Source organism: Kribbella sp. NPDC051718 (assembly GCF_040681515.1).
Classification (GTDB): domain Bacteria; phylum Actinomycetota; class Actinomycetes; order Propionibacteriales; family Kribbellaceae; genus Kribbella.
Window position 1 is genome coordinate 610,980 of record NZ_JBFAYZ010000002.1, and the last position, 13,487, is coordinate 624,466.

The following is a 13,487-nucleotide window of genomic DNA, read 5'->3' on the forward strand; positions in this document are numbered from 1 at the left end:
CATCAGTCCTTCGGTTGGCTTGGCACCGGGTGGCGCCAGCGCGGCCGGCGATCGGGCGGGGGTTTCGTCCGAGCCTGTTCGCCGCGCTCCGCCCAGTCCGCGACAAGCCGTTGCAAGAGGCTGGACAAGGTGACGATGTCCTTCTGCGACCAGTCCGCGACCACCTCACCCAGAACAGTCCCGCCGACCGCCTGCAGGCTGTCCAGCTCACCCCGCCCGGCTTCGGTCGCCTCGAGCAGACAGGTCCGGTGGTCCTCGGGATCGGGCTCGACGGTCAACTGTCCGGCATCTTCCAGCGCCTGGATGTGCCGGGTGACCGACGACGGCGCCATCCCGAGCCGCTTGCCGACCTCCCGCGGCCGGAGTGGCCCATCGGCGGCCACGGCGCTCAGCACCGACACCCTGGCCAGGTCGAAGTTGGCCACCATCCCCCGCTGGGCCGCGCCGACGAAACCGACCACCACCCCGGCCAGCTCCTCCGCCACCTTCGTTCGTTCCATGAAGGAACGATATCACTGCTGATGGATTAGGGTTGGGCAGTGCTCGTTTCTGTTGTCGTGCCGTGTTATCGGTCGGGTGCGACCCTTCCGCGACTTGTCGAGGACCTCACTCAGGTGCTGCCCGGCGCGACCACCGGGTTCGAGATCGTGCTGGTGGTGGACGGGAGTCCGGACGACACCTGGCAGGTCGCCAGCGAGTTGGCCAACAAGTACGACGAAGTGCGGGCGATGCGGCTGGCCCGCAACTACGGGCAGCACAATGCGTTGATCGCGGGCGTTCGGAACGCTCGGTACGAAGTCGTCGTGACGATGGATGACGATCTGCAGCATCCTGCCGATCAGGTGCCGGTGTTGCTGCGGGCGCTGACGGATGATGTCGACCTCGTGTACGGCGTACCGACCGAGGAAGAGCATGGGTTTGCGCGGAGCTTCTCGTCGCGGTTGGTGAAGGGGGCGCTAGCGTCCGCGATGGCGGTGCGGGATGCGCGGTCGATCAGCGCGTTCCGGGCGTTCCGTACCTTCCTGCGCGACGGGTTCGACGGGCTGGACGGGCCGCACGCCTCGGTGGATGTCGCGTTGTCGTGGTCGACGACGCGGATCGCGCAGACGACGGTACGGATGGAGCCGCGCGCGGCCGGCCAGTCGAACTACACGACCTGGATGCTGATGAAGCACTCGCTGACGCTGATCACCGGGTACTCCGTGGAGCCGCTGCGGCTGGTCGGGTACCTCGGGTTCATCTGCGCGGTGTTCGGCGTCGGGCTGTTCGGCGTGATCATCGTCAAGTACATCACCGGCGCGACGACGGTCGCCGGGTTCACCACGATCGCGTCGATGGTCGCGCTGTTCTCCGGCGCGCAGATGCTCGCGCTCGGCGTACTGGGTGAGTACGTCGGCCGCCTGCACTCGGGGTCGATGGGCCGGCCGACGTACGTGATCCGCGAGCGCACCGACGTGGACGCCCATCCGGACATCAAGCGTGAGGCTGACTGACCATGGAGTACCTGCTGTTCCCCGGCCGGCATCACGTCCTGACGCGCTACCAGGCGGAGTTCCTGCGCCGGTACGACGCGACGATCGTCTGGGCGGTGACGTCGGCCAACCACCACACCACCAAGCGCAACCCGGTGCCGTTCGACCGGCGCGAGGCCGCGATCGAGCGGCTCAGCGTGGCCGTCGGGATCCGGTCGCTGGTGATCGGCGTGGTCGACACCCCACCGACGGACGACTTCGCCGACGTGACGATCAAGGCAGTCGAGGCCGGTACCGACGACGAGGTCCAGCTGGACCCGACGAACACGGTGGTCGCCTGCTCGACGGCTGAGGTCGCCAAACTGTACGAACACCTCGGGTACCAGGTGATCGGCGTCGAGCCCGAGGATCAGCCGCGACCCTGGGACGTCCTGCTGATGATTGCCGCTGGCAATGATGACTGGCGCAAGCTGGCGCATCCGGCGACGGTTGACGTCTTCGACCGCTATCGCCTCGACGCGCAGATCCAGCGCTGCGTCAACGACCCGGTGGTCGGGGATGACGGCGGGCTGACCACGACGCGCGATTACAAGACCTACGCGGACGCCTTCGAGACGGCGGCCGACCGGAAATGGCAGCAGATCAAGGACTTCGTCCGGCCCGGACGCATCCTCGACATCGGCTGCGCGACCGGCGCGACACTGCAGCTCATCGACGGGGATCCGCGGTTCCACGAGTCGGATCTGATCGGGGTCGAGGTCGCGCGGCACCTGTACGCCGAATGCGTGCACAAGAAGGAGCAAGGGCTCTTCCACAACCCGAACGTCTACTTCTACCAGCGCAACATGCTCGGCTCGGCCGTCTTCCCGGCACGCTCGATCGACACGACGCTCACGTTGGCGTTGACCCACGAGATCTGGTCGTACGCCGATGGGTCGCGCCCGGCGACCGTGCAGCGCTTCGCCGACGCGCTCTACGCGCACACTGCGCCGGGTGGGGTGTGGGTCAACTCCGATGTGTGCGGACCTGGTGAGCCGGAGCGGAGCGTAGTACTGGCTCTGGATGACAGCGATGGGTCCAATCCGGGTCAGCCTGCTGAGTTGGAGGCGCTGCTCGATCCGGCTGCCTACATCTCCGGGTTGTCGACGCGGGCGCGGTTCTTCCAGTTCGCGCAGGACTTCCGGCGGAATGCTTCGGTGCCTTTCGAGTACGTCGAGCGGGACGGGAAGCTGGTACTGCGGTTGGCGGACGCGATGGACTTCCTGACGCGCAAGGACTATGTGGACAACTGGTTGAGCGAGACGCACGAGCAGTTCTGCGGGCTGAACTTCGCCGGCTGGTCGGCGGTCGCCAAGCAGGCGGGGTTCACGATCGACCCGGCGTCGAAGGCGTGGCGCAACGACTGGGTGATCGACAACCGGATCGCTCCGGTCGCCTCACTCAGCACCGTCACCGGCGAGGCCGTCGACTGGCCGGACACTCATCAACTGTTGATAGCCAGGCGTTAGAACCTGTTGCCGAGCTTCTTCTTCAGGCGGCGCTTGACCTTGTAGGCGAACTTGCGCGGGTTGCGGATGAGCGCCGCCTTGCGGATCAGCGTGGCGGCGGCGAAGGCGCGAGAGTTGCGGAAGCGAGTGCGCTCGGCATTAGTCTTCTGAACCTGAAGCCGCATCTCCCGAAGCCGCGTCTCGCGAGTCTTGAGCGCCTTGTCCCGGAACCCGATCGTCCGCTCCAGCCCGAACACGTGCCCCTGCAGCTCGAACAACTCATGCTTGGCCCGCTCGGCATCAGCCAAAGCAGTCCGTACGTCGGGAGCCGCCGACTCAACCCGGCCCAGCGCAGCCGACAACGCCCGGGCCAACTCCTTGCCCCGAGCAACATCATCCGCAGACCCACCCGACATCGCCAGCCAGGTGCTGACGAGGTCGTCCCCCACCATCCACGGCGGCCACGGGTGACGTCGATGCCCACCGATCAACCGCTCATGGAACCGCACCCAAGCAGCCGCCAGCACCTCACTACGCCCAGCCTCAGCAACCCACCCGGAGACCCCAAACGCAAACGAGTCCCCGTCGATGGTGACGTCATCCCACCGGAGAACGACCTGGCCGGTCTGCGCCAACGCCCACTCACCAAGCCGACCGGCCAGCTCGCGGAACGCCGGTACGTCCTCAGCCGCCGCCAGTCGGAGCAGCACGGTCTCGACGCTGCTCCCCGCCGACACGGTGGGCGGAACCACCGACGAGTCGTACCGCACCTCCGTCGAGCGCTCCGAAGGCACGGCCGACGCGGTCCCGTCGTCTGCTTCAGCAGCAACGGCGGCGATCGACCAGCGGTCCTCAGCTCGGTCGGCCGTCAGCCTGTCGGTGTAGATGGCGTGCTTCGCAGCAGCAGTGACTGCCAGCCAACCCGTCGAGGTCGACGCGAGCAGACCGGCTCGAGCTGCTGTCTCCGCGCCCTCGGCGATCGGAGCGAGCAGGGGAACGTCGCTGGACTCCAGAGCCTCGACAGCCAGCCGGGTGGGGAGGGTGCCGGGGCGGGCGGCTGCGGCGACGTCCACTGCCACCAAGGTGCCGTTGAAGGACGAATAGACGGACTGCAAGGGCAGACCGACGCGAGCCAGCTCGGCGGCTAGCTGGACTGCGGAGACCGGGCGCGCGGGGTCCTCGTGGAGGGGGCTCCAGTCGTCGTCGCCGTGGCGGTTGGCGGGGAGACGGCTGTCCAGGAGGTTGGTCAGGGAGAACTCGTTCTCGAGGCCCAGGACCAAGACAGTGGAGGGAGTGCAGAGGGTGGCCAGCGCGTCTAGCCGCTGCGGCCAGGTGAGGTCCGGGCTGTCGTAGCCCAGCACCCGGTCCAGGCCGTCGACGGCGACGACCGCGTCGTAGGCGGTACCGGTCAGGCCGTCGAGGGCACCCGCGATGACCTGCAAGTCCGGGAACTGCTCAGACAAGGCGGCAGCGTCGGAGACCGAGCGGACGAGCATGGTGGCAGCGGAGGACTTGCCCACCACCACAGAGACGAGGTCGGCCGCGTGGGGGCCGAGGATGAGGGTGCGTGCCCCAGCAGGCAGTACGTCGTTCAGCAGGGTCCGGAGTACCGGGCCCCCGACAGCCCCACGCTTGCCGTTGTAGTCGCTCCACGGCTGCATCTCACCGCGAACCACCTCGACGGCCAGCTGGTTGTCAGACACGCTCTCTCCAATCGAACAACATCCGTAGTTCGGCGGGCGGCATCATCCACGGCACGCCCAGTTCCAGCTCGGTGGTCGCCCGCGCGGCCGCCAGATCGATCTCCTTGCCCAGCATCTCGGGCCAGAGCCGGGCGATCCGCGCCTCGCCGCCGAACAGCGGGTTCTCGCCCGCCATCTGCATCGGATCGCCGTAGACGGCCGGCTCGCAGCCCGCCGCGATCCCGTAGAAGACTGCGGTGGACAGCCGGTTCGCCGCCACCCGCTTGTGCTTGCGCAGCTCCGCGAGCTGCTTGTAGAGGAACCGCGGATCCGTGCCCTCGTAGGAGAAACCTCGCCGTCCGAAGGACACCACGCGGAAGCCCGCATCCTCGTACGACTTACGGATCTCCGGCCGGTCGTACTCCGTGTAGTACAGGCTGAACGTCACCGGCCCCGGCTCGGTCTCCCGGATCTCGTCGATCAGGCGCTTGTGATCACCCTCGATCTTGCCGCCCTCCCAACCGTGGAAAAGGAACCACAAGGTCCCCTCCCGTTCCTCCTCCGGTACGACCCCCAGCGAAGGCTCGAGATCCAGCAGGTAAAGGAAAGGCGCGCCGATGCTGTGATAGTTCCGACGCCCCAGCGCATGCCCGCGGCGACGCACCGCGTCACTCCAGGTGAAGCGCCACGCACCGTCATAGAACTCGTGCACCGGATTCCAGCCGTCGCCGATGTTCCAGCCGTGCTGCAGGTAGCCGCGCAGGCGAGGCGGATACGCGTCATCGAGCCCGGCGTACCGCGCCAGGATGTGCGCCTGCCCGTAGTAATGATTGTGGTGATGCATCAGCGAACCTCGACGTGAAGAGTGCCTGCGTGCGGCCGCACACCCAGCAAGTGACCATTCTGCTCGACCACCAACGGCAACCGGCTGGCCAGGAACGGCTCACACTGCACAGCCTGCGCCGAACCATCGGCGGCGACCGCGAAGAGCACCCAGTCCGCCAAGCTGGCCAGCGGATCGACGGCGTGCGCGACCGGATTCTCCGGGACCAACGCCGGCAGCTTCACCGAAGCTGTCCACTGTCCGTCTGACAACGCGCTCCGGCACGCCACGTCCAGGTGGTCGTCCGAGTCATCGATGTACCGCCGCCAGCTGAAGCTGTGAGTGACATCGGTCAACGGCCCGCTGATCCGCAACTCATTGCTCTCAGCAACGATCAACGCCCGCTCGGCGACCAGCCGGGCCGGTCCCTCGTGCAGGTTGACGTAACCGCCGGTCGACCGGGTCAGCGAGACCAGCCGGCCCTGCTCCAGGTGATTGACCGCCTGGTCCTCGGCCGTCCACAGCAACAGCTTCTCGGCTCCGTCGCTACCCACCATCCGGAACGCCCAGGTGGTCCGCTGCGTGAACGGGTCGTCCGGGTTCGTCTCCGCGATGATCGGCGCATAAGGGATCCGGACGCTGAACCGACGGTCGCTCGACAGTTCGACCGACAGCACCTGGTCCTGTCCCGACAGCGGCCGGGTCAGCTGCAGTTGCGGATTGTCGAGAGCCGCGGGCACGCGACCCCGTAGTACCAGGGCGTCTTCGAACTGCTCGACGGACGTCAACCGGCAGGGGTCGACCATCCGGCGCAGTACGAACGCTCCATCGGCCCCGGGGCCGGGCTGGACCCAGCTGTTCGCGCAGATCCAGTTGCCGGGCGGCCACCCCGGGCTGCCCGCCTTCTGCCCACGGAGCTTGCCTTCCCGCCGCGCCTTCCCGGCCCGCATCCGTACGGCGAAATGCCCCGGCGCCCCCGACGCGGACAGCCTGGCCAGCAACGGCTTGTCGAGGTGCACCTCAAACCCGACGAGAGCCGTATCCCCGTGCGAGTCAGTTGCCTCGTGCCGCCGTACCGCCAACGGCGTCTCGGCCCCGTCGACCACGAGCGCGATCCGCAACGCCGACGACGCGGCATCCGTCGCCAGGTGCCGGATCTCGGCGGTGCCGTTGATCGCCAGCCCGCCATCTCGCCAGCTGACGTCCTGAACCGTGGTCGCGAGCGTCAGCTCCCGGGCCGGCAGCTGGTAGAGCGACCGTGGGATCGCCGTGTTCGCCTCGTGGACACCCGGATAGTTGTGCTCGAACTGCCGCCGCCGACCCGGCTTGGGCAGCGCCCGGGCACCGCCACGCAGACCACCCTCATTGCGGAAGTGCGCCAACCGCCGAAGCAGCTCGACATCCCCGGCCCGCAGCGCAGCATGCTGCAGCCGGTCGTACCCGTGGGCACGCGTGAGCACCGAACGATCGAGCCGCTCCAAGAACCTGGAGGCGAGCAGCACCAGCTCCTGCTCCTCCGACTCCGGCACGGCGCCGAAGGCCATCATCAGCGTCAGCATGTCGATCTGGGTGAAGTGCGAGTGCACCCGTCGCCGGATCTCGCCCAGGCCCGGGCCGCCGGAGTCGATCAGGTCCAGCACGAGCTCAGCAGACGTCACCCGGTCGGCCAGGTTGCCGAACTGGAACTTCTGTTGCGTGATCGATTCCCCAGACTCCCGCTCGCGCCAGTAGTAGACCGGTGCGGCGATCGCGTCGACGGTGACCGCGTCCAGGTGCGCCTGCAGGGTGACCGGGTAGTCCTCGTACCTGATCGCGGGGAACTCGTACCCGTGCTCGTCCCAGAAGGACCGCCGGTAGACCTTGTTCCAGATCATCCGGTCGAGGATCAGGTCGGGCGTCTCGATCACGTGGGTCGCGATCCGGTCCTTGGCGAACGGCAGCCGGTGGATCCACGACGGCCGGACGCCGGCGCTGTTGTTGAACCGCCGCGCGTTACCGCCGGCCAGGCAGGAGCCGGTCTCGTCGAGCGTCCGGATCAGCCACTCGAACCCGTGCCGGCTGACCAGGTCGTCGCTGTCGACGAAGGTCAGGTAGTCGCCCTGAGCCTCCCGGACGCCGGTGTTCCGCGCCGGTCCCAGCCCCTGGTTGTGCTGCTCGACGATCCGGAACCGGGAGTCACGGCCGCAGAAGTCCTTCGCGATCGCCGCGCTGTCGTCCGGCGACCCGTCGTCGACCAGGATCGCCTCGAAGTCGGCGAAGGTCTGCCGGGCGATCGACTCGAGGCAGTCCCCGATGTACTCCCCGACGTTGTAGAACGGCACAACCACGCTCAGCCGCGGCGTCACAACTGCTTCTGTCTCCTCGGCTCAGTTCAATCGATTCGTCATGCTAACGCCTCGTGTCGGCGGTTGTTTGAGTGATTGTGGTGTTCAGGTGCGTGCATCGCGGTGCTTGAGGAGCGTCCTCGATGCGGAGCATCGTGGATGCTCGTCAAGTGCCGCGAGGTGCGTGCCTGGGCGCCGCAAGCGCCAAACAACCGTCGACACGAGGCGTTAAGAGTAACCGATCGGCTACTAAGTGCACTGTCAGCAGGGTGTGGACAGGCTCAAAACCGTAGCGCGCCCAAGCGCGCTGGACACCGGTGTTATGCCCCTGGGTGGAGATCACCAACCGTCGGGTGGTGCTCGCATCCTCTACAGCGGCCAACAGATGCCCGTACCGCCCGCGCCCCTGCTCAGCCGGTACTACGCCAGCAAGCTGGACCTCGGTCCACGACCTCTCCTGGTCGATGGTCGCCAGTGCGAGCACCCGCCGGTCGGGCCCACGCAGCACGACCGCACCCGCGTCGGCCACGCTGCGCCGGGCCCACTCCTGATACCCGGCGAGCGCCTCGGAGCGCTTGAACAGCGGATTGGCACAGTAGTGGTTCCCGTAGTCGCCGAAGATGTCGCCCACCAGGTCGTCCACGAGCGTGTCGTCGACCACCTTCTCCAGGCTCGCGCTGAACCCGGCCAGTGGCGCCGGGCGACGACCCTTGCCGACCGGGAGCGACCAGTAGACGAGGCTGTCGGCCAGCAGTGCGGTTCGCGTCCCAGTGGCGAGCGCCGCGAACCAGGTCACCTCACGCGCGGGGTAGCGCAGGATGACGACATCCGCCGAGGACTTGTCGACAGCGGTGAGCACCTCGTCCACCGGCGTACCGGCGGAGGCCGACACCGAGATGCGGTCGACGGAGACGCCGAACCGCTTCGCCTCGTACTCACCCGGCGTGCTGGTCAGCTCGCCGGACTCCAGGGCGTCGTACCAGCTCATGCGGCAACCAGGTCGTAGGAGATGACACCGTCGATCACACGGGCCTGCTCGTCGGACGTGAGCTGGCTGTAGAGCGGCAAGCGGACGAGCCGGTCGCTCACTCGCTCGGTGACCTCGCAACCGCCAGGTGCGACCCGGCCGTAGCGTTCACCGGCCGGTGACGAGTGCAGCGGCAGGTAGTGGAAGGGCGCGCTGATGTTGAGCTCCCGCAGGTGCGCGATGAGACCCTGCTGGTCCTCGTGCGACGGCATGAGCAGGTAGTACAGGTGAGCCGGATGGACACACTCGGCCGGCACGGTCGGTACGCCGACCCCGCGCGACGCAGCCCAGACGGCGAGCTCCTCGTCGTACCGCTGCCAGATCGCGTGCCGCGGCGCCTGGATCCGGTCGAACTGCTCCAGCTGCGCCGTCAGGAAGGCAGCAAGCGGATCAGCCGGGAGATAGCTGGAGCCGACGTCGACCCAGCGGTACTTGTCCACCTGCCCGCGGAAGAACTGACTCCGGTTGGTGCCCTTCTCCCGGATCACCTCGGCATGCGCGAGCAGGTCGGCGTCGTTGAGCACCAGCGCACCGCCTTCGCCACAGTGCACGTTCTTGGTCCCGTGGAACGACTGCGTCGCCATCACCCCGAAGGAACCTAGCGGCCGACCCCGGTACGTCCCACCGAGCCCGTGCGCGTTGTCCTCGATCACCGCCAGCCCGTACTTCGCAGCGACGACCAGTACCTCGTCCATGGCGGCCGCGACGCCGGCGTAGTGCACGACCACGATCGCCTTGGTCCGGTCGGTGACTGCGGCTTCGAGCTGGGTCTCGTCGAGGTTGAGGGTGTCCGGGCGGATGTCCACGAAGACGGGCACCGCGCCGCGCAGTACATAGGCGTTGGCCGTCGAGACGAAGGTGAACGACGGCATGATCACCTCGTCGCCCGGAGCGAGGTCGAGCAGCAGCGCGGTCATCTCCAGCGCATGCGTGCACGACGTGGTCAGCAACGATGCCAGCCCGCCGGTGAGCTTGGTGATCAGCTCGGTCGCCCGGGCGGTGAAGGGACCGTCTCCGGTGACCGCGGCGGAGGTGAACGACCGGCTCACATACGCGAGCTCGTCACCCGCCAGGTACGCCTTGACGAACGGGATCGGCGACAGCTCCGGCATAGAGCAGAAGACTAGTCCTTCTCCTGCGCTTCGATCGCCTCGGCATAGCTGTGGTGGCCCGGATCCTCGAGGCTGTCGTAGCCGACCAGGAACTGCGGCCGCCGCTGGCTCGATTGAAACAAGCGAGCGACGTACTCACCGAGCAGGCCGAGGCAGAGCAACTGGATCGCGCCGATCACGCCCACTGCGAGCACTGTCGACGTCCAGCCGGGGATGCTGTTGCCGGACAGCTTGATGATCAGCGCACCGATCACCATCGCGAAGGACAGCAGCCCACCGAGCAACCCGAGCCAGGTGGCCAGCCGCAGCGGCGCGGCCGAGAACGCGGTCACACTGTCGAACGCCAGCCGGAACATCTTCGTCCAGTTGTACTTCGTGACGCCTGCCGCCCGTACCGCGCGGACATACGGGACCTCTGCGCTCGGGAAGCCCAGCCACGGGATCACCAGCCGGAACACCCGGCCGTCCTCGGGCAACCCGTTCACTGCGTCCACTACTCGTCGCGAGACGAGCCGGAAGTCACCGGCGTCAAACGGGATCTCCTTGCCGACCAGACGGCACATCAGCCGGTAGTACATCCGGGCGGTCGTCCGCTTCGGCCAGGAGTCGCTCGAGCGGTCGGAACGCACGCCGTACACGACGTCGACGTCCTTGTCCCGGGCAGTGGCCAGCAACTCGGCGATGACCTCGGGCGGGTCCTGCAGGTCGGCATCGATCGTGACGAGGTACTCCCCGCGCGCCCTGCGGAAGCCGGCCGACAGAGCGGCCTGGTGACCGGAGTTGCGAAGCAGCCGGACCAGGCGGAGCTGCGGCCAACGGGCCGTGGCATCGGTGACCAGGGCGGCCGTCTTGTCCCGGCTGCCGTCGTCGACGACCAGGACCTCGTAGGAGATCCCCAGACCGTCCAGCAGGGGGTGCATTCGCTCGAAGAAGATCGGCAGCACCTCTTCCTCGTCGTACATCGGTACGACGACGGACAGAACCGGCTGGCTGGATGCCATACAGACCTCCTTGCCGGGGAGGTTACTAGCCGCCAGCGGCACTAGGCTGCTCTGGTGTCAATCGTGACGGGCGATCCGCCCGGCAGCCTCGCCGAACGCAGGCGCGAGGCGGCCCAGCTGCGCGAGACCGCTCGCCAGCTGGAACGAGCCCGGGAGATCGAGGAGAACCGGCTCCGGGAAGCGGCCCGGCTGCGGGCCACGTCGCGGATGCGGCGGGCGTCGGCACGGAAACTGCGGGCCGTCCTCCGCCCTCCCCAGCCAGCGGCACGCCAGGCTCCGGAGACGCTGACCGCGCGCCTGGTGAAGGCCGGTGCCGGGGTTGCTCTGGCCGTGCTGGCGATCTGGTTGATGGCCGGGCATGCGTCCGGCGACAGCATCGTGGCGCTACTGCGGTTCTGGGTCTTCGGGCTGACGCTGCCGGGCTTCATCCTCTGGCGGCTGGCCAGCCCGTTCCGGCACAACCTGATCGAGGATGTCGCCGCCGGGTCGCTGGTCGGCGTGGCCATCCTGCTGCTCGTCTACATGGGCGTTGCACCGCTGGGGCTGCAGCAGTGGGCTTGGCTGTGGGCCGCGCCGGTACTGATGGCCGGGGTGTCGGTGCCGAGGTGGCGCCGGCGTGTGCTGAGCAAGGTGGAGCGCCCGATCAATCCGGTGACCGCCTGGCTGATCGTCGCCGCCTGTGCGCTGCCGCTGTACGGCACTGGGCGATACCGGAACCTGCTGCCGGCGCCCTACACGGATGCCCGCTCCAACTCGCCTGACATGGCGTTCCACCAAGCACTGTCGGCCAGCGCGAAGTACGACTTCCCGCTGCAGGCGCCGTACGTCAACGGCGAGCAGATGGACTACCACTACTTCTGGCACCAGTTCACTGCCGCCACTTCGTGGGCGACCGGGATCGACCTCACCGACCTCGTCTACACGATCGGCTGGGTGCCGCTGCTGATCGCCGGGACCGCACTGATCTTCGCCCTCACCGACCGGCTGGCCCCGAGCTCACGCTGGGCGGGTCCGCTGGCGATCGCAGTCGCCTCGATCGGCGGCACGGTCAGCGCTTATCCACAGGGCGCGCTGCTGTCCGAAGGCCTGATGAACTACGTCTGGGGCAGCCCGACGCAGAACCTCGGCGGTGCGCTGATCACGCTGCTGGCCCTCATCGGCGTCGATCTGCTGCGCGGCCGGAGTTCGCCCGGTACCTGGGTGATGTTCGTCGTGATCGCGGCGGCCGGGTCCGGGTCCAAGGCGACTGTGCTGCCTCTGATCATCTGCGGGCTCGCCCTGGTCGTCTTCGTCCGGCTTTGCTATGGCCGGCTGGCCCGGTCCGCAGTACTCATCGCGGTGGCGCTCGGCGGCATCTTCGCGGCCTCGATCGTCGTGGTCTTCGGCATGCATTCGTCCGGGCTCGCGGTGAAGCCCTGGGTGACCTTCGCCAAGATCGGCATCTACCCGCTGATCGCCGATCCGCTGCCATCGGGCCAGTTCGATCACAGTGCGATTTGGATCAGCGGGATCACGGCCTGCCTCGGCCTGGTACTCGGCACCGCCGGACTGATCATCCTCACCGGTACGGCGGCCCGCTGGTTCCGCGATCCGGGGATGATCTTCCTGGTCGGCATCTCGATCGCCGGCTTCTGCGCGATGATCCTGACCGACCAGCCGGGGACCAGCCAGCTGTACTTCCACCGCACCGCGGTACCGGTGATCGCTGCGCTGGCTGCGGCCGGCGTATGGATGCTGGTGTTCTGGTTCGCGGACAGGTGGTCCGATCTCGTCGTGCTCGCGTCCGTCCTCGGCGGTATCGGGGCGACGGCGGCTGCGCGGGCGATCGTGAAGGCGGATGCCAAGCCGTTCCGGCAGGCCGACGGATCGCTCCACGGGCTGATCACGCCCTGGCTGTGGACGATCGGCTTGCTGCTCCTGGTCGCCGTCGTCCTCACGGTCCTGTGGAAGCGCGGCGGGCATCGGCGGGGCCGACCGACCCGGATCGCGATGGCCTCCTTCGCGCTCGCCGGAATGGGGGCCGGCCTGTTCCTCCCGATTCAGGCCATGGCGGAGTACAAGCCGGTCGTACTGGCTCCCCAGACCGACAAACAACTGCTCGGGCCTTCGAGGAGCCAGGCGGCCGCGGCGATCTGGCTGCGCGACCACGCCGCTCCCGGCGAACTGATCGCGACCAACGCGCACTGCGCGAGCAAGAACACGCTGGGCTGCGACGCCCGGCACTTCTGGATCTCGGCGCTGTCCGAACGGCACGTGCTGATCGAGGGCTGGGGCTACACGAACACGCTCAACGACCTCGTTGCAGGGACCGGAATGGGCCCGAACTCGCTGCCGTTCTGGGACCAGCCGAGACTGCAGGAGAACGACATCGTCTTCGTCGCCCCGACCAGGGACAACCTGCGGGTGCTGCGGGAGAAGTACGGCGTCCGCTGGCTGTACGCGGATCCGACTCAGACGATCGTCTCAAGCACTCTGAACAGTCTTGCCACCTTGCGCTTCAAGGCCTCGGACGCACTCGTCTACGAACTCCCCTGAGTGATGGCACGCCTACGCATCGGA

The 13,487-nt window shown here is 67.7% G+C and carries 10 protein-coding genes; 3 read left to right on the forward strand and 7 right to left on the reverse strand.

Going from position 1 to position 13,487, the window contains the following annotated elements:
- Nucleotides 1-2: 2 nt before the first annotated feature.
- The gene (locus AB0M15_RS09510; protein WP_363815745.1) at nucleotides 3-500 is read right to left on the reverse strand and encodes a MarR family winged helix-turn-helix transcriptional regulator; all 498 of its coding nucleotides are present in this window, start codon (nucleotides 498-500) and stop codon (nucleotides 3-5) included.
- 39 nt (nucleotides 501-539) lie between these two features.
- On the opposite strand from AB0M15_RS09510, the gene AB0M15_RS09515 reads away from it, so the two are divergent.
- Both AB0M15_RS09515 and AB0M15_RS09520 read left to right on the forward strand, forming a co-directional pair.
- On the forward strand, nucleotides 540-1,493 hold the full coding sequence (locus AB0M15_RS09515; protein WP_363815747.1) for a glycosyltransferase family 2 protein: 954 nt from the start codon (nucleotides 540-542) through the stop codon (nucleotides 1,491-1,493).
- A gap of 2 nt (nucleotides 1,494-1,495) precedes the next feature.
- Nucleotides 1,496-2,980, forward strand: a complete 1,485-nt coding sequence (locus AB0M15_RS09520; protein WP_363815749.1) for a class I SAM-dependent methyltransferase — start codon at nucleotides 1,496-1,498, stop codon at nucleotides 2,978-2,980.
- On the opposite strand, the gene AB0M15_RS09525 is transcribed toward AB0M15_RS09520, so the two are convergent.
- The 6 genes from AB0M15_RS09525 to AB0M15_RS09550 form a co-directional block, all read right to left on the reverse strand.
- Nucleotides 2,977-4,662, reverse strand: coding sequence for a hypothetical protein (locus AB0M15_RS09525; RefSeq protein ID WP_363815751.1), 1,686 nt, complete (start codon nucleotides 4,660-4,662; stop codon nucleotides 2,977-2,979). The two genes, AB0M15_RS09520 and AB0M15_RS09525, sit on opposite strands and share 4 nt — an antisense overlap.
- The gene (locus AB0M15_RS09530) at nucleotides 4,655-5,485 is read right to left on the reverse strand and encodes a hypothetical protein (RefSeq protein WP_363815753.1); all 831 of its coding nucleotides are present in this window, start codon (nucleotides 5,483-5,485) and stop codon (nucleotides 4,655-4,657) included. The genes AB0M15_RS09525 and AB0M15_RS09530 overlap by 8 nt, the downstream gene beginning before the upstream one ends.
- Nucleotides 5,485-7,809, reverse strand: a complete 2,325-nt coding sequence (locus AB0M15_RS09535; RefSeq protein ID WP_363815755.1) for a glycosyltransferase — start codon at nucleotides 7,807-7,809, stop codon at nucleotides 5,485-5,487. Before AB0M15_RS09535 ends, AB0M15_RS09530 begins: the two co-directional genes overlap by 1 nt.
- A gap of 145 nt (nucleotides 7,810-7,954) precedes the next feature.
- Nucleotides 7,955-8,776 (reverse strand): N-acetyltransferase, encoded by an 822-nt coding sequence (locus AB0M15_RS09540; protein WP_363815757.1) that lies wholly within the window; start codon nucleotides 8,774-8,776, stop codon nucleotides 7,955-7,957.
- The gene (gene rffA, locus AB0M15_RS09545; RefSeq protein WP_363815759.1) at nucleotides 8,773-9,927 is read right to left on the reverse strand and encodes a dTDP-4-amino-4,6-dideoxygalactose transaminase; all 1,155 of its coding nucleotides are present in this window, start codon (nucleotides 9,925-9,927) and stop codon (nucleotides 8,773-8,775) included. Before rffA ends, AB0M15_RS09540 begins: the two co-directional genes overlap by 4 nt.
- An 11-nt stretch (nucleotides 9,928-9,938) precedes the next feature.
- A complete protein-coding gene (locus AB0M15_RS09550; RefSeq protein ID WP_363815761.1) occupies nucleotides 9,939-10,928 on the reverse strand; it encodes a glycosyltransferase family 2 protein in 990 nt (329 codons plus the stop codon).
- 54 nt (nucleotides 10,929-10,982) lie between these two features.
- Here AB0M15_RS09550 and AB0M15_RS09555 point away from each other — a divergent pair, with 54 nt between their 5' ends.
- Complete coding sequence (locus AB0M15_RS09555; protein ID WP_363815763.1) at nucleotides 10,983-13,463, forward strand: hypothetical protein; 2,481 nt, start codon at nucleotides 10,983-10,985, stop codon at nucleotides 13,461-13,463.
- Nucleotides 13,464-13,487 lie beyond the last annotated feature (24 nt).

What these genes read in the sequence shown, in the direction of transcription:
- AB0M15_RS09540 (WP_363815757.1), bottom strand. Translation starts at nt 8,776, where the DNA reads ATGAGCTGGTACGACGCCCTGGAGTCCGGCGAGCTGACCAGCACGCCG.
- AB0M15_RS09510 (WP_363815745.1), bottom strand. Translation starts at nt 500, where the DNA reads ATGGAACGAACGAAGGTGGCGGAGGAGCTGGCCGGGGTGGTGGTCGGT.
- rffA (WP_363815759.1), bottom strand. Translation starts at nt 9,927, where the DNA reads ATGCCGGAGCTGTCGCCGATCCCGTTCGTCAAGGCGTACCTGGCGGGT.
- AB0M15_RS09530 (WP_363815753.1), bottom strand. Translation starts at nt 5,485, where the DNA reads ATGCATCACCACAATCATTACTACGGGCAGGCGCACATCCTGGCGCGG.
- AB0M15_RS09550 (WP_363815761.1), bottom strand. Translation starts at nt 10,928, where the DNA reads ATGGCATCCAGCCAGCCGGTTCTGTCCGTCGTCGTACCGATGTACGAC.
- AB0M15_RS09520 (WP_363815749.1), top strand. Translation starts at nt 1,496, where the DNA reads ATGGAGTACCTGCTGTTCCCCGGCCGGCATCACGTCCTGACGCGCTAC.